Annotated in this window: 19 protein-coding genes and 1 riboswitch; all 19 genes read left to right on the forward strand. The window is 40.3% G+C overall.

The annotated features are described in order from the left end of the window. Positions 1-21 precede the first annotated feature (21 nt). A riboswitch (FMN riboswitch) is annotated at positions 22-236 on the forward strand. Positions 237-561: 325 nt separating this feature from the next. Next, positions 562-1,650, forward strand: coding sequence for a bifunctional diaminohydroxyphosphoribosylaminopyrimidine deaminase/5-amino-6-(5-phosphoribosylamino)uracil reductase RibD (ribD, locus tag J2S11_RS02230; RefSeq protein ID WP_307390329.1), 1,089 nt, complete (start codon positions 562-564; stop codon positions 1,648-1,650). A 95-nt stretch (positions 1,651-1,745) separates the two neighbouring features. Next, positions 1,746-2,414: a riboflavin synthase gene (ribE, locus tag J2S11_RS02235; RefSeq protein ID WP_307390330.1), complete on the forward strand. Its 669-nt coding sequence runs from the start codon at positions 1,746-1,748 to the stop codon at positions 2,412-2,414. A 27-nt stretch (positions 2,415-2,441) separates the two neighbouring features. Continuing rightward, a complete protein-coding gene (locus J2S11_RS02240; protein ID WP_307390334.1) occupies positions 2,442-3,647 on the forward strand; it encodes a bifunctional 3,4-dihydroxy-2-butanone-4-phosphate synthase/GTP cyclohydrolase II in 1,206 nt (401 codons plus the stop codon). A 14-nt stretch (positions 3,648-3,661) separates the two neighbouring features. After that, positions 3,662-4,132, forward strand: coding sequence for a 6,7-dimethyl-8-ribityllumazine synthase (gene ribH, locus J2S11_RS02245; protein ID WP_307390338.1), 471 nt, complete (start codon positions 3,662-3,664; stop codon positions 4,130-4,132). An 11-nt stretch (positions 4,133-4,143) separates the two neighbouring features. Then, positions 4,144-4,902, forward strand: coding sequence for a segregation and condensation protein A (locus tag J2S11_RS02250; protein WP_307390341.1), 759 nt, complete (start codon positions 4,144-4,146; stop codon positions 4,900-4,902). After that, positions 4,889-5,452 carry an SMC-Scp complex subunit ScpB gene (scpB, locus tag J2S11_RS02255; protein WP_307390344.1) on the forward strand — a complete coding sequence of 188 codons (564 nt, stop codon included), beginning with the start codon at positions 4,889-4,891 and terminating at the stop codon, positions 5,450-5,452. The genes J2S11_RS02250 and scpB overlap by 14 nt, the downstream gene beginning before the upstream one ends. A gap of 157 nt (positions 5,453-5,609) precedes the next feature. Continuing rightward, positions 5,610-6,746 carry a D-alanyl-D-alanine carboxypeptidase family protein gene (locus tag J2S11_RS02260; RefSeq protein ID WP_307390347.1) on the forward strand — a complete coding sequence of 379 codons (1,137 nt, stop codon included), beginning with the start codon at positions 5,610-5,612 and terminating at the stop codon, positions 6,744-6,746. A 1-nt stretch (position 6,747) separates the two neighbouring features. After that, entirely contained in the window at positions 6,748-7,335 is a 588-nt protein-coding gene (locus J2S11_RS02265) for a nucleoside recognition domain-containing protein (RefSeq protein WP_307390350.1), read from the forward strand. Between the two features lie 15 nt (positions 7,336-7,350). After that, complete coding sequence (locus tag J2S11_RS02270; protein ID WP_307390352.1) at positions 7,351-7,890, forward strand: spore maturation protein; 540 nt, start codon at positions 7,351-7,353, stop codon at positions 7,888-7,890. Positions 7,891-8,037: 147 nt separating this feature from the next. Beyond that, complete coding sequence (locus J2S11_RS02275; protein ID WP_307390355.1) at positions 8,038-8,772, forward strand: pseudouridine synthase; 735 nt, start codon at positions 8,038-8,040, stop codon at positions 8,770-8,772. 95 nt (positions 8,773-8,867) lie between these two features. Next, positions 8,868-9,392, forward strand: coding sequence for a thiol-disulfide oxidoreductase ResA (resA, locus tag J2S11_RS02280; RefSeq protein WP_307390358.1), 525 nt, complete (start codon positions 8,868-8,870; stop codon positions 9,390-9,392). 39 nt (positions 9,393-9,431) lie between these two features. Continuing rightward, positions 9,432-11,069: a cytochrome c biogenesis protein ResB gene (gene resB / locus J2S11_RS02285; RefSeq protein WP_307390361.1), complete on the forward strand. Its 1,638-nt coding sequence runs from the start codon at positions 9,432-9,434 to the stop codon at positions 11,067-11,069. Continuing rightward, complete coding sequence (gene ccsA, locus J2S11_RS02290; RefSeq protein ID WP_307390365.1) at positions 11,050-12,270, forward strand: cytochrome c biogenesis protein CcsA; 1,221 nt, start codon at positions 11,050-11,052, stop codon at positions 12,268-12,270. Before resB ends, ccsA begins: the two co-directional genes overlap by 20 nt. A 3-nt stretch (positions 12,271-12,273) precedes the next feature. Beyond that, complete coding sequence (locus tag J2S11_RS02295; protein ID WP_307390368.1) at positions 12,274-12,990, forward strand: response regulator transcription factor; 717 nt, start codon at positions 12,274-12,276, stop codon at positions 12,988-12,990. Then, positions 12,987-14,789 carry a sensor histidine kinase gene (locus J2S11_RS02300; protein WP_307390370.1) on the forward strand — a complete coding sequence of 601 codons (1,803 nt, stop codon included), beginning with the start codon at positions 12,987-12,989 and terminating at the stop codon, positions 14,787-14,789. The genes J2S11_RS02295 and J2S11_RS02300 overlap by 4 nt, the downstream gene beginning before the upstream one ends. Positions 14,790-14,863: 74 nt before the next feature. Beyond that, the gene (locus tag J2S11_RS02305) at positions 14,864-15,106 is read left to right on the forward strand and encodes a hypothetical protein (protein WP_307390373.1); all 243 of its coding nucleotides are present in this window, start codon (positions 14,864-14,866) and stop codon (positions 15,104-15,106) included. Positions 15,107-15,158: 52 nt separating this feature from the next. Further along, positions 15,159-15,650 (forward strand): YhcN/YlaJ family sporulation lipoprotein, encoded by a 492-nt coding sequence (locus J2S11_RS02310; protein WP_307390376.1) that lies wholly within the window; start codon positions 15,159-15,161, stop codon positions 15,648-15,650. Between the two features lie 77 nt (positions 15,651-15,727). Next, positions 15,728-16,003, forward strand: a complete 276-nt coding sequence (locus J2S11_RS02315; RefSeq protein ID WP_307390379.1) for a YlbG family protein — start codon at positions 15,728-15,730, stop codon at positions 16,001-16,003. 192 nt (positions 16,004-16,195) lie between these two features. Continuing rightward, positions 16,196-16,552 carry an OadG family protein gene (locus J2S11_RS02320; RefSeq protein ID WP_307390381.1) on the forward strand — a complete coding sequence of 119 codons (357 nt, stop codon included), beginning with the start codon at positions 16,196-16,198 and terminating at the stop codon, positions 16,550-16,552. Positions 16,553-16,568 lie beyond the last annotated feature (16 nt).

Below are 16,568 nucleotides of genomic sequence, written 5' to 3' on the forward strand. Positions count from 1 at the left end.
TTGATTTATACAATTTCATACACATTCCTTCGGGGTCGGGTGAAAGTCCCAACCGGCGGTAGTAGAGATAGTGTGCGATGCGACACTTTGCTCTAGAGCCCGTGACCCGTGTTCAAGTTCAGAATGCTACTTTTTATCTAGCTTAAAGGCAGGATCATTGCGTTCTTAAGATCTGACACGGTGGATCTGGTCAAAAACCAGAGCCGACAGTATAGTCTGGATGGGAGAAGGAAATGGGAAGGTACGAAGACGTAAGAAAAATGTCGGTACCTTTGTTTCGAATTGACTAAGTTTGTGTGCTTTTTCACATGTGTACTGAGTCGTTTACAAATCTATTGAATAACCTAATGACAGAAAGCTCCTTATATGCTTCTGTTAAGCTTGTGATGGATTTGTACTGAGAACATGCTACACAGTAGTCAAGAATGAATCATACCCTAACATGCCCTGAAGAATTCGGATTTTCCGTTCTTCAGGGTTTATTTATTTGCTTCCATTTCCATGTGGTGTATGGGCAACATTAGGAGACAAACAAAAGTTAGAGAGGAGGCAAAAGAAAACATGCTTGATGAGTCGTACATGAGATTAGCCCTAGAGCTAGCGAAGGCTCAGCGTGGGCAAACTAGTCCTAATCCGATGGTCGGGTCGGTAGTAGTAAAGGATCAGCAGATTGTGGGCTTAGGTGCTCACTTACGGGCTGGAGAGGCTCATGCGGAGGTTCATGCTTTACAAATGGCTGGAGATAAGGCACAAAACGCTACGATATACGTTACGCTAGAGCCGTGTAGCCATTATGGAAGAACACCACCCTGTGCAGATCAAGTGCTTGAGGCGGGAATAAAAAAGGTGGTTGTGGCTGCCCTTGATCCAAATCCGTTAGTGGCTGGAAGAGGAATTGAAAAGCTAAAGAAGGCGGGTTTAGAAGTAGAGGTAGGCTTATTAGCTAGAGAATCGGAAAAAATGAACGAAGCGTTTAATCATTATATTGTGCATAAGAAGCCCTTTGTGACAATGAAAACAGCCACAACACTAGACGGGAAAATTGCTACAGTGACTGGTGAAAGTCAATGGATTACAGGGGAAGAGGCTCGGCAAGATGTTCATCTTTTACGACATGAAAGTGATGCTATCCTTGTCGGAGTACAAACAGTCATTAAGGATAATCCTCGATTAACGACTCGCTTAGAGAGAGCAGAGGGAAGACATCCTTTACGTGTTGTTCTTGACTCAACCCTGCGTATACCACGTGATGCTCAGATATTAGATACTTCTGTAGCGCCAACTTGGATATGCTGTAGTCAGGCAGCTTCGCGTGAAGACATCAGTACTTTGAGTGAACGAGGGGTACGAATCATTCAAACCGAAGACAGTGAACGAATTTCAATTGGAAATGTATTGAAAAAGCTAGGAGAAGAGCATGTTTCAACTTTACTAGTTGAAGGCGGTGGAGAGATTAATGCTTCCTTTTTAGAAGGCGGACATGTTCAGAAAGTGGTTACTTACATTGCTCCAAAGCTTATAGGTGGACATCTTGCTCCAACAGCTTTTCGAGGCGAAGGCTTCTCCAGTCTTAAAGACGCGATTAGCTTAAAGGATCTGTCAATGGAACAGCTAGGCAATGATTTTAAAGTAACTGGTTATATTCGTTAACGAATTTTAGGATACATTATTTTTTAACAGGACAAAAGTGTCTGAGTGAGCAAGAAAATGGAATGGTAATATGGGTTTGGAAGGTGGGATATCGCATGTTTACTGGAATTATTGAAGAGATGGGTAAAATTAAGGAAATAAGAAAAACAGCGAAGGACTACGAGGTCGTTATTACAGCTCATAAAATTCTTACAGATGTCCAGCTTGGTGACAGTATCAGTGTAAATGGGATTTGTTTAACGGTAACGTCTTTTACAGCAACCTCCTTTCAGGTCGATGTGATGCCTGAGACGATTAAAGCCTCTAACCTAGATCGTTTACAGGTAGGCAGCTCAGTAAACCTAGAACGAGCAATGGCTGCAAATGGTCGATTTGGTGGACATTTTGTTTCAGGACATATTGATACAGTGGGAGAAATTGTAGAGAGGAAGCATGTCTCTAACGCCAGCTACTTTTGGATTAAAACAAAACCAGAAATGCTAAAGTATATTGTATCCAAAGGCTCTATTACTATAGATGGAATTAGTTTGACGGTTGTAGAGACGAAAGATGATATGTTCTCCATTTCCATCATCCCGCACACATTATCTGAAACGGTATTAGGAGAACGTCAAGCAGGGGATCAAGTAAACGTTGAATGTGATATGCTGGCGAAATATATGGATCGACTGCTAGAGGCTAGGCTATCAGGAACGGGAACGAAAGGAAGTCAATCCACCAGTTCATTAACAATGGAGCATCTAATGGAAAACGGATTTGTATAAAATAATAGAAGCTGAGGTGAGAGATAGATGAGTACAACTTTTGATTCAATAGAAGAAGCTATTTATGAATTAATGCAAGGAAAGCCAATCATTGTTGTTGATGATGAGGACAGAGAAAATGAAGGAGATTTTGTAGCGTTGGCTGAGAAAAGCACGCCTGAATTGATTAATTTTATGGTGACCCACGGTAGAGGACTGGTCTGTGCTCCTATTACGGAAAAGCGTGCGGATGAGCTTAATTTGCATCCTATGGTGGAGCAGAATACGGATGCACACGGAACTGCTTTTACAGTCTCTGTTGACTATAAAACAACGACAACAGGGATCTCCGCTCATGAAAGATCAGCTACGATTAGAGCGCTAATTGATCCTAAGGCACAAAAGCATGAGTTTAAGAGACCGGGCCATATCTTTCCACTCATTGCGAAGGATGGAGGCGTTTTGCGTCGGGCTGGTCATACAGAAGCAGCCGTTGATTTGGCGCGCATGTCGGGAGCTTATCCCGCAGGAATCATTTGTGAAATTATGAATGAGGACGGTAGCATGGCTCGTGTACCTGAGCTTAGACAAATTGCCGATCGCTTTGAGCTGAAACTGATTACCATTAAGGATTTAATCAAATATCGTAACAAAAAAGATACTTTAATTCGACAAGAAGTAGCCGTTTCCTTGCCTACTGCTTATGGCACATTTAAAGCGATCGCCTATACGAACGTTCTTGATGACAAGGAGCATGTGGCTTTGGTCAAGGGAGATATTACACCTGATGAGCCAGTATTAGTTCGTGTTCACTCGGAGTGCTTGACAGGAGATATTTTCGGCTCCTACCGCTGTGATTGTGGTCCACAGCTACACGCTGCTCTTGAACAGATTGAGAAAGCAGGACAAGGGATTCTGCTTTACATGCGTCAGGAAGGAAGAGGCATAGGGCTGATTAACAAGCTAAAAGCGTATGAGCTACAGGAGCAAGGCTATGATACAGTTGAAGCTAATGAAAAGCTAGGCTTTGCTGCTGATTTGAGAGATTATGGAATTGGAGCACAGATTCTGAAGGATTTAGGTCTAAAGAAGATGTCTCTTTTAACAAATAACCCAAGAAAAAGAGCTGGCTTAGAAGGATATGAGCTTGAAGTTGTCGAAAGAGTACCTTTGGAAATTGGACAACACGCCGAAAATAGAAAGTACCTTGAAACGAAAAAATCAAAGCTAGGTCATTTATTAGGAATGGAATAAGAGGAGGAAATATCATGAGTCAAATTTATGAAGGACATTTAATTGGTACAGGATTAAAGGTAGGAATTGTAGTCGGACGTTTTAATGAGTTTATTACGAGCAAGCTTTTGAGTGGAGCTAAGGACGCTCTCATTCGTCATGGAGTGAAAGTAGAAGACATTTCTATCGCTTGGGTTCCAGGAGCTTTTGAAATTCCGTTTGTAACAAAAAAGCTTGCAGCTAGTGGAAAAGTGGATGCTGTTATCACTTTAGGTACAGTTATCCGAGGCTCTACTCCTCACTTTGATTACGTGTGTAATGAGGTGGCTAAGGGTGTTGCAGCGATTAATATGCAGCACGATGTTCCAACGATCTTTGGAGTATTAACGACGGATACGATTGAACAGGCTGTAGAACGTGCAGGAACAAAAGCTGGAAATAAAGGCTGGGAAGCAGCCGTTTCTGCGATTGAAATGGCTAATTTGAATCAACAATTTAATCAATAAAGGATATTTCTATGATAAACGTTAAGGTCAGTACATTTGAGGGCCCCTTGGATCTATTATTGCATTTGATTGATAAAGCTGAAGTGGATATCTATGAGATTTCCGTGGCAGAGATTACTGATCAATATATGCAATACATTTTACAAATGCAGCAAATGGAGCTGGATATTGCCAGTGAATTTTTAGTGATGGCTTCTAGGCTTCTAGCTATGAAAAGTAGGATGCTCCTACCCAAGAAAGAAGAGCTTGAACCTATGCTTGATGAGGATTATGAGGAGCTAGATCCGAGAGAAGAACTCATTTTACGCTTAATTGAATATAAGAAATTTAAAGATGTAGCCTTTAAGCTACGTGAGAAGGAAACAGTTAGAAGTCAAATTTATACTAGGCCAGCTGAAGACATTGCTAGTATGGTCACCCTAGAGCCTGAAGAAGTAAACCCGGTAGCCAATGTAAGCTTATTTGATTTGTTAGATGCTTTCGAAGCGCTGCTAGAGGAAAGAAAGAAGCCTAACTTCACCAAGGTTGATCGAGATGAAATATCGATTGATGATCGCATGACGGAAATCCGTCAGCTCATTCAGGATCAAGGGCGTGTCCGGTTTTCAGAGCTGTTTCGGGGACAGTGGAGTAAGGATCGCTTAATTGTAACCTTTTTAGCGTTGCTTGAACTGATGAAGAAAAAGCATATATTCTGTAACCAGAGTGCTTTATTCGGGGACATTATCATCTCACATTACGCGGAGGAGAAGGAAAGTGGAACAAGTTGAACTAAAAGCAATCATTGAAGGTTTACTTTTCGTTTCAGGTGAAGAAGGAATCGATGTAAAGCAAATCGCAGACGTGGTAGAAGAAGATAAGAAAAAAGTGATTGAAATCATTGAGGAAATGAAACAGGAGTATGCAAAGGCTCATCGAGGTATTCAGATTATTGAAGTGGCTGGAGCTTACCAAATGACTACCTTGCAGCAGCACGCTTCCTATTATGAGAAATTAGCATTTTCTCCTACTCAAGCGACTCTATCACAGGCTGCTTTGGAGACATTATCTATTGTAGCCTACCGCCAGCCTATGACAAAGGTTGAAATTGAAGAAATTAGAGGCGTTAAAAGTGATAGAGCTATCACGACCTTGATCAAAAAAGCGTTAATTAAAGAAGTAGGGCGTATGGAAGGAGCAGGTAGACCTATTCTCTATGGAACGACAAAGGAGTTTTTGGACTACTTTGGCCTTAACCGGCTTGAAGATCTTCCTTCTCTTTCGGAGAATCCTGATCTTGAGGAGATTGAGCAGGAGGCTGATTTGTTTTTCTCAAAGTAATGTAAAAAGCAATATAAAAAAACAATATAAAGGTAAGTCATATAACCCTTTTCTAAGAATTCCTGTGTAGGGACATGAATTCTCGGAAAAGGGTATTTTTTTATGGACAAACCGCATATACATGTACAAATCAAGGGACAAGTGAGGGAAGCGGGCTATGAAGGATCGTAAGGTTTTTAAGAAGCTATGTGCAGCTCTGCTTATATTAATAGTATTGGCTAACATGCCAAGTCTTGCTGTAGAAGCTAATGTCGGTGTATCAGCACAAGCTGCAATTTTAATGGACACGGAATCAGGGAGAATTTTATTTGAAAAAAATAGCGATCAGCAGCTTAGAATAGCCAGTATCACCAAAATCATGACAGCCATCATTGCCATTGAGAATGGGGACTTAGCAGATAAGGTGGAAACCTCTCGTAACGCTTACCGAGTAGAGGGCTCCTCTATTTATTTGAAGCTTGGAGAAAAGCTCACTTTAGAAAACATGCTCTACGGTCTAATGCTCCGTTCCGGTAACGATGCAGCTGTGGCCATAGCTGAGCATATTGGAGGATCTGTTGAAGGGTTTGTTCAGCTAATGAATCAGAAGGCGCAGGAGCTAGGTATGAGTAAAACGGTGTTTAGTAACCCTCATGGCTTAGACACACATGAGGAGCATTATTCCACAGCAAGGGATATGGCTGTTCTTACCGCCTATGCTATTCAGAATGAAGAGTTTGCCAAGATTGTAGCAACTGAACGGAGAACAGCACCATTAGAAGGAGAAAGCTGGGATCGAATATGGTATAACAAAAATCGGATGCTATCCAAGTATCCCTATGCGGACGGAGTAAAGACTGGATTTACCAAAAGAGCCCATAGAACGTTAGTCTCTTCCGCAACGAAGGATGGACATAGGCTTGTTACTGTGACTCTTAACGCAGGTGATGATTGGAATGATCATATTTCTATGTTTGAATATGGCTTCAACAATTATAAGCTAACTACGTTGGTTGAACAGGGACAAAAGTTAACCGAGCAGAGATTAGAACGAGAAGACGGTCACTTTGAATTAATGAATGAATTTGCTTATCCATTAAGCAATGATGAGAGGGTGGTAAGAAAGATAAGCCTTCATCCAAGCTATGAGCAAACAGAGTCTGATCAGTACCCTTTCCCAGCAGGTTATATGTATTTATACATAAACGAAAAGGAGATTGGTCGTGTACCTATCCAGTTTACATCTGAAGAGAATCGTCAGTCTTGGTGGAGTAGTTTTAAAACAGTTGTATTAAAAGTTTTAGGAGGAATATAGGATGATTAATTTCATTTGGATGGGATTAATCATCATTGGCATTGTGGTCGGGGCGATCAACGGAAATATGAAGGAAATTAACGAGGCTACCTTTGAGGGAGCTAAGATAGGTGTAACGATTTGCTTTGGGTTAATTAGTGTCCTTGTTTTTTGGTTAGGACTAATGAAAATTGCCGAGGAATCAGGACTGCTAGCTTTGTTTGCCAAGCTTTTACGCCCGGTTGTACGATTTTTATTTCCTGACGTTCCTAAGGACTCACCTGCCCTAGGCTATATTCTTTCTAATATTAGTGCCAATTTGTTCGGTTTAGGGAATGCAGCGACTCCGATGGGACTTAAGGCGATGACAGAGCTACAGAAAATTAATCCTCACCCGGATCGAGCATCTTCTGCTATGATTACGTTTCTTGCCCTCAATACATCTGGCTTGACGTTGATTCCAACTACGATCATTGCCATACGCTTAAATTATGAATCTGCCAATGCGGTTGAAATTGTTGGAACCACACTTTTTGCCACATGCTGCGGAACACTGGTCGCCATTCTGTTAGATAAATGGTACCGAAGAAAGTACCGATCCTCATTCTAGGATGGAGGGATTCTAATGTTCGGTCTATTATCGGTTGTGTCACTATGGGCCATTCCCTGCTTAATCGGCTTGATCCTTATCTATGGCGCATTGAAGAAGGTTCCTGTGTACGAAACGTTTATTGATGGAGCAAAGGAAGGCTTTCATACGGCTATTAACATTATTCCGCATTTAGTGGGCATGCTTGTTGCCATTACGATTTTCCGTGCGTCTGGGGCGCTAGATTACTTTCTTTCATTTATAAGTCCACTCCTTCAGGTTCTGCGTATCCCATCTGAAATCGTTCCCTTAGCTCTAATTAGACCTATTTCAGGCACAGGCGGATTAGCGATAACAACGGATATCATAGAAACGTTTGGACCTGATTCATTTTTGGGAAGGCTTGCTTCCACGATGCAAGGTAGTACGGATACCACGTTGTACATTCTAACCGTTTATTTCGGAGCAGTAGGCATAAGAAAGATAGGCTATGCCTTAAAAATTGGGCTATGGGCAGATGCAGCTGCTGCCATTGCTGCTCTTGTTATATGTACCATTGTATTTGGAGGAAGTTGATGCTTCGCTTTAATTATTCTTTTCATTTATGTAGTTTCACTCACTCTTTTGAGAAAAAGAGTGTTTTTTGTTTTGCTCAGCATTTAGTGGTCAAAGCTTGTAACAGAGGTATTGAAGATGTATGATGATAGATGAGGTGAACGCGAGTTGGAAAGGCTACAAAAAGTATTGGCACACGCCGGTGTTGCTTCTAGAAGGAAGGCAGAGGAAATGATCCTAGAGGGATTGGTCAGTGTCAATGGAAAAATTATTAGAGAATTAGGAGTCACAGTTGATCCTAAACAAGATGAGATCAAGGTTAGAAATAAGAAGATTAGCTTTGAGAACAGTGTTTATTATATATTTTATAAGCCTACAGGCGTCATTACTAGTGTTTCTGATCCTCAGGGCCGCAGAGTTGTAATGGATTATTTTAGAGATATTAAAGAACGAATCTATCCAATTGGACGTTTGGATTATGATACGTCTGGGCTCCTTTTGCTTTCAAACGATGGTGACTTAACCCATCAGCTTATGCACCCTTCCTTTCACGTTGAAAAGACGTATATAGCCACCGTGCAAGGAGTGCCGACACGCCATAAATTAGCTAGGCTTGAAAAAGGGATTATGCTTAAGGATGGCATGACAGCACCAGCTAGGGCGGAGCTTGTTACAGAGCTAAAGGGAGGACAGCAGTCTCAATTAAGGCTGACCATTCATGAAGGTAGAAATCGTCAAGTACGCAGAATGTGTAAAGCCATCGGTCACACGTGTGTAGCTTTACATCGAGAACGCTACGGCTGCTTAACGCTAGAGGGATTAAAGCAAGAAGAGTTTAGAGAGTTAACGAAGACAGAGCTAGAAAAGCTTAAGAGTATGTCTTCACATAATTTTCATAAATAACAGTCCAGTAGACTATGGTTATTTGTATAATGAGATTAACTATAGTTTTATCTATACTATGTATCGAAACAGAGGTTAAGAAATGAGGGAGAACGGTGAAAAACAAACGAACCCTGATTCGTTTTAGTGTGTTGCTAGTGATATTTATAGCGGTTGGTGGAGCGTTTTATACTGGGCTTTCTAATAGTAATAGTTCTGTAGGTATCAATGACAAAGCCCCTGATTTTACGCTCGAATCTACTGAAGGTGAACAGCTTAAGTTGAGCGATTATAAAGGAAAGCCTGTTTTCATTAATTTTTGGGCTACCTGGTGTGGTCCGTGTAAGGATGAAATGCCTTATATGGAAGCAGCTTACCAAAATCAAGATGACTTTGAAATTCTTGCTGTCAATATTGCACAAAGTCAGCTAGAGGCTACTTCTTTTGCGAATAGATTTGGATTGAGCTTTCCGATCGTTTTAGATCGCAATCGACAGGTGACAAACTTATATGGAGTAAGCGGTTTACCAGCATCCTTTTTTATTGATGCAGAGGGGACGATTGTAGGGCATCATGTTGGCGCACTTTCGGAAGCTCAGATTGAAGATTATATTAAGCTCATGAAATCTTCAAGTCAATGAGATTAGATGACATAACGTATAGTATTGAAGGTGAATGGTATGCTTGAACAAATAAAATGTGAATGTGGTCATGCGAATCCTCCAGGTACAGAGATATGTGAATCCTGTGGGAAGCCGTTTGGAGAAGACTCCAAAAACTTATTAAATATGAGATATGAAGGGGCAGCAAGGAGATCTCAGACTCACAGGAAATCTATTGTTGATCACGTATGGAATTTCTTCTCCTCTGTAAAGGTAGCTATTTGGCTGCTTCTTTTAACGTTGATTGCTTCTATTTTTGGGACCATCTTTCCGCAGCAGTTTTATATCCCACCAAACGCTGATCCGTGGCAATTCTATCCGGATGAATATGGCACATTAGGCTATCTTTATGTTGTTTTAGGGCTACATAATACGTATAGCTCTTGGTGGTATGTAAGCTTACTAGTCATGATCGGTATTTCACTTGTTATTTGTAGTATTGATCGTGTTGTTCCATTATATAGGGCATTGAAAAAGCAAAGGGTAACAAGGCATTTATCGTTTTTATCACGTCAGCGCATGCACGGAAAACAGAAGGTGACAGACCCTGAGGATGTGCTTCAAAAAGCCAAAAAGGCTTTGCAGGAAAGAAAGTTTACTGTTCGTGAAGAAGAACACGCTGTAATGGGAGAAAAAGGACGCTTCAGTAGATGGGGTCCATATGTTAATCATGTAGGCTTAATCATTTTTCTTATCGGTGTGTTGATGAGAATACTTCCTGGTTTCACATTAGATAGCTATGTCTGGGTTAGAGATGGACAAACTGTTCCCCTTAACGACGCTCCAGGTTTCTATGTGAAAAGTGAAGGATTCTATCTTGAACTGTATGATGATGAAAACCTTCCTGGGATTGATCAATTCTTAGAAGAGCAGCGAATGGTTCCAAGAGAATTTAGGACGGAAGCTATTCTGTATCAGGCTACCGTTGATCCTAGCACGGGTGAAGAAACGCTCACAGAGGTAGCTCAGCATACAATTTTGGTGAATGATCCATTAACTTTTGGTAGTTTAAAACTTTTTCAATCTGATTATCGTATTAATGAATTCAGTGAGTTTACGTTTAACCTACAGCATAAGGAAACTGAAGAGTTATTAGGAGAGGTACAAATTGATCTTAATAATCCACAGGCAACCTATCCTATTAAGGATGGATATGAGGTAGAACTAAGAGAATATTATCCTAACTTTGATTTAGATAGTAATAATGAGCCTACTACTCTGAATGAACTTCCTAATAATCCAGCCTTTATCTTTATGATTAAGACTCCTGAAAACCCTACTGGAGAAAGAAGCTGGGTTTTCTTGGGGAGAACGGTTGAAGATCCCAATAATCCTAATGAGTATGAACTCAAGCTTAGCGGTGTAAAGCTTGACAGTGTATCTGGCTTAATGGTCATGAAGGATGTTACACTACCTATTCTGATGGTCGGTGGAATGATCTTTATGATAGGGTTAACGATGGGCTTCTATTGGAATCATAGGAGAATATGGATTCAAAAAGAAGGGCAGGAAATATGGATATCTGCTCATACAAATAAAAATTGGTTTGGTATACAAAAAGACGTTTCACATGTGATTGAGCAGACAGGGCTTGATTTAGATGTTGAGGAGTTAGATAAGGAGGCTTTAGAGTCAGATGAACTTAGAACTCATTAGTTTGAGTAGTACTTTACTATTAATTACTTTCTTCGTTTATATTATTTCAGGAGTAGTATTTGTCATTTCAATTTTAGGAAGGAAATGGTCGGATAGAGATCCTGAAACCCATAAGAAGCGCTGGGGGAAGGCAGGCTTTATTTTTGCTTGTATTGGTTTCCTTTTTCACCTAGGCTATTTTATTACTCGTTGGATTGGAGTAACGAATGTTCCACTGAGTAACATGTTCGAATACATGGTCAGTTTAGCGATGATGACGGTGTTTGGATTTATCATATTGTACGCTATATATAGAACAACTTTATTGGGGATTCTCGTTCTTCCTCTTGCGATAACTTTGCTTGGTTGGGCTTCTGTATTTGATAGTACTCCTAATCCACTAGTACCTTCACTACAAAGTCACTGGTTAACGCTACATGTTTCCTTTGTTTCTTTAAGTCAAGGGATTTTTGCTATCGCATTTGCTGCCGGTTTGATGTATATTATACGTACAGTGAACCAAAGTAGACTAAATAAACAAAACTTTTTCTTAGAGGTATCTATTTGTGCTGTCTTAATGCTTGTTGGTTTTATCATCGTAACCTCTACGTTTAGAGGAATGGGTTATGAGGTATCATTTGAATATATTAATGAGAGGGAAGAATCTCAGGTACTAGCGTACACCCTACCAGCTATCGCTGGACCACAAAACCCAACGATTCTTTCTCCCGAGCGTATGGAGCCGATTATCTCAACACCTGGTTGGATGAAAGGTGTCGATGCGCCAAGAAAGTTTAATACGTTAATTTGGTCTTTCCTATCAGGTTTAGTGTTATATGGATTATTACTCCTTATCTTTAGAAAAAGATTGGGGGCTGTTATGCAGCCATGGTTATCCGATATTAAACCCGCTATGCTTGATGAGATGCAATACCGTGCTATAGCTATTGCCTATCCTTTGTTCACGTTAGGTGGTCTGATTTTTGCTATGATTTGGGCAGAACAGGCATGGGGGCGCTTCTGGGGCTGGGACCCAAAAGAGGTTTGGGCTTTAATTACTTGGCTGCTTTATAGCGCCTACCTACATCTTAGACTTTCAAAAGGCTGGCATGGAACTAAGTCGGCTTGGCTAGGTGTTATTGGTTTTGTTATTATTATGTTTAATCTAGTATTTGTGAACTTAATTATTGCAGGATTACACTCCTATGCGTCAGGAGGCTAAGAGATGGAGAGTAAAGTAAGAGTTTTAGTAGTTGATGATGAGGATCGTATCCGTCGGTTATTACGTATGTATCTAGAGCGTGAAGGCTTCTCAATTGAGGAAGCAGAGAATGGAGAAGAAGCCTTAGAAAAAGCGTTGGCCCAAGATTATGACTGTATCATGCTTGATTTAATGATGCCCGGAATAGACGGTATTGAGGTTTGTCAAAGGCTCCGTGAGAAGAAGTCTACACCAGTGATTATGATAACAGCCAAAGGTGAAGAGGTTAATCGTATCCAAGGCTTTGAGGCGGGTACAGATGATTATGTTGTAAAGCCATTTAGTCCTCGTGAGGTTGTACACAGAGTAAAAGCTGTGCTAAGACGAGCTTCGTCGACGGCTTATTTAGATATTGAGCAAGGCTCGAATCACGTTATTGTATTCCCGCATTTAACGATTGATCATGACGCTCATAGAGTGATCGCTGCAGGGACAGAGGTGAATCTTACTCCAAAGGAGTATGAATTACTTCTATACTTAGCAAATGCGGCTAACAAGGTATTTTCAAGGGAACAGCTATTAAAGGATGTTTGGCAATATGAGTTTTTCGGGGATTTACGTACTGTAGACACCCATATTAAGCGCCTTAGAGAAAAACTAAATAAAGTTTCTCCAGAAGCAGCTAGTATGATTAGCACCGTATGGGGTGTTGGTTACAAGCTTGAGGTGTCAGCAGAGTGAATTTCTTATGGAGAAGCATCGTAGGGAAATTATGGATGACGATTATCGGTCTGGTAACCGTCGTCCTCTTTATATTGTCTATTCTTTTGGTGCAATTCTTTGATCGTTTTTACTACGATCAGCATGAGGAAAATCTTAAAAATCTAGCTAATCGAGTGGCGTATATGTTTGAAACGTATCCGAATCCTGATCATGCGCAACAGATTGCTCAAGAGCTAATTGGTGTATCAAACACGAGCTTAACGGTCATAAATCGATACTCAGGAGATTTATATCAGCTTCCTCTTAATGACAATATTCCTGCTCAGTTTTTAGTGAGTGATGTGGAGCTACAGATGGTTCTTTTTGAGGATCGAACGGTTGTGAGAAGAGGTCACTTTCAGGTTTATAATGCAGAGGATCAAGAGATCGATGGAATTATTGTCGGAGTCCCTCTAGTTTTGAATGGAGTGCAGAGAGGTGCTGTTTATCTTTATCAGAGCTTAGGAGTGATTACTCAAACGATTGATGAGGCTAAGAAGCTTATTCACTATGCTGCTGGTATCGGAATCATTATGACCACGGTGTTTGCCTTTTTCTTGTCTACAAGAATTACTTCACCTTTAAGGCAGCTAAAATCTGCAGCTGATCATTTAGCAGGAGGAGATTTCCAAGCTAATGTTTCGATTAAATCGAAGGATGAGATAGGTGAATTGGGTGAAACATTTAACCATATGGCTGAGCAATTGAATGATTCTGTTCAGGCTTTATCTCATGAAAAGGAACAGCTATCAAGCATCCTAAAAAGTATGGTAGACGGAGTTATAACTTTGGATGTTAAAGGACAAATAAGTTTAATTAATCCACCTGCCGAATATATGCTGAATACGTGGCGTTATGAAGAAAATGTACAGGATTCTAATGCGCTACCTAATCTGTTTGTTAATATTTTTAATAAGGTAGTGGAAACAGAGGCTGAACACGTAGGTTCTATTTCCGCACAGGGGCGGTTTTGGACAATTGCCATGGCTCCCCTATATAATAAAAATGTTATTCGTGGAGCAGTTGCCGTTATACGAGATATGACAGATGAGAACCGCTTGGATAAGCTACGTAAGGATTTTGTAGCCAATGTTTCCCATGAGCTACGTACTCCTTTATCTATGATGCAGGGCTACAGTGAGGCATTAATTGACGATATAGTAGACTCTCCAGAGGAGCGTAAGGAGCTCGCCAAAATCTTAAATGACGAGGCTTTAAGAATGGGAAGGCTTGTGAATGAACTGCTAGATCTGGCTAGAATGGAAGCGGGACATGTAGAACCACAGCTTGAAACAATGACCATTGACCCGATTGTACTTAAAGTGATTCGAAAGTTTGCTAATCGGGCTAAGGAGCAAGAGGTTGATGTCATAGAGGACGTGACACCATCGAAATATAAATATGATGTTAATGCTGATCGACTAGAACAGATTCTAACCAACTTAGTTGATAACGCATTACGACATACATCAGAGGGTGGTTCTGTCACGGTGATGATGCGCGAGGTAGAAGATTTCGTCAAGATTGAGGTAAAGGATACTGGAAGCGGAATTTCTGAAGAGGATTTGCCTTTCTTATTTGAGCGCTTCTATAAAGCAGACAAAGCACGTACTAGAGTGAAATCTGGAACGGGAACTGGTCTTGGTCTTGCTATTGTGAAACATTTAATTGATGCTCATGGTGGAAAGATTCATGTTCATAGTAAGCTTGGAGAAGGAACAACATTCGCCTTTGAATTGCCTCGTTCAAGTGGAGCTATAAAGGAAAGAAGTTTGTAGACCATATTTAGACTCGCATGAAATTGGTATAATGTGTGAAATATCTTCATATACCTGTTATAGAGGTGATGGAAATGAAGATGAAGCATAGAGCCGAATTTCATTTTTCTTGGATGCTGGTATTATGGACAGGCCTTCTTATTTTCTCGCAAATTGAAGGAATGCTGTCCTATACGCCTGGTAAGATTGCCATGCTAGTTTATATAATAATAACTTTGTATCATTCTATTCAAGCGAGTTCTTATTACTTGTACAAGCTCTTGCAATACGTACACAAAAAGTTTGAATCAATAAAAAGTGGAACCCCTCATTCATAAAATAAGCTTTTTTTGGAAACATAAGCTTATCTAAAGGAATGGGGGTTGTTTTTTGAATAACCGAAAAAGTTGGATGTATGGATTGGGAGGCTTGCTTCTACTAAATGTTCTGCTTTCTGGTTGTCAGAGTGACAACGATCAAAGCTATAGAGAAAGTAGAGGTTTTACACAGCAGGTAGGCGAAAGTAAAGATATTCGTGGCTACAAGCCTTATTTCTCTCAAAATGATCAGACAATCGATATAGAAGATATTGTTTTAGCCATTCCCACCGTTACAGATGCTGTTGTTGTTCATGCCGAAAAACATATCTTAGTGGGAGTACAGGTAAAGCAATTTGCTCGCTTTAGAATGAAAGAAATTAGAAAAGAGGCATATGATCTTCTGACCGATTATTATCATCATGACAAAGAGCAGGAGATCCACGTTTCTACGGATTGGAAGATATACAAAGAGCTCGGTAAGCTGAAAAAGCTACAAGAAAACAGCTCAAAAGAGCAGGTTCAAAAAAAGGTAAAAGAGCTAGAGAAAAAAATGAAAGGTTAGGCTGGTTTATGGATTGATTCCTTACTCATTCCATGCTAACATTAAAGATATTCTGAACCGAATGTGAGGAAATGGTTATGTATCCACAGCGTGTTGGCCTGGCCGTTTGGCTGAACAATATTAAGATGGCAAGGCATTTGCGACGATTTGGCAATGTGCATTACATTTCACGGAAGATGCGTTACGCGATTATGTACGTGGATGAGCCTACTATTGAGGATACATTGCAAAAGCTGGAGCAATTTAATTTTGTTAAGAAGATTGATCGCTCCTACAGACATGAGCTTAAAACGGAATATCAAAATGCAAAGCCTGATAAAGCAAAAGAATATGATTACAAAATGGGAATTTAAAGTCTGCTTCAATGCTATGAAGCAGACTTTTCTGCATTTAGCGAAGAAAACTGTTTTGTACTCTTAGAGGGTAACAACCTGAGCTACTGAGTGGAATAGAATGGAATTGAGAAGCTTCATGCAGGACTTTCTTACCTAAAAAGCTTATAATAAGCATAAGCAATGAAATCGCTTAACTGGAGGTGAAATCCTATGGGTACAGTATTTATGGTTTTATTTATTATATTGTTTGCCGTGCTCATCGTTTCCTTTCTTAGAAATCTATTGTTTAAGAGGGAGCTAGAAGAACAAGAGGAGTTAAACCCATTATCTAGTTCTTGGATGGTTCCATCTGTCCTACAATCGCTACGAACTAGCGATATACTTTCACAGGATGAGTTTGAAACGCTAGATGGAAAGTCATACGAAGAGGTTGAGGAATATGTCATACAGCAGGATTATTTTGCTACACGCCAAGAGTTTCTTGAATGGGTGATGCAGCAACCGGATATTATGGGAGCTGGAGATAGTGTCTTTGGAGGAATCGATCGATTTGATCGTAAGAAATAAACTAAAAAAAGACCAT

The sequence above is a fragment of the Bacillus horti genome, assembly GCF_030813115.1.
Lineage (GTDB): Bacteria > Bacillota > Bacilli > Caldalkalibacillales > JCM-10596 > Bacillus_CH > Bacillus_CH horti.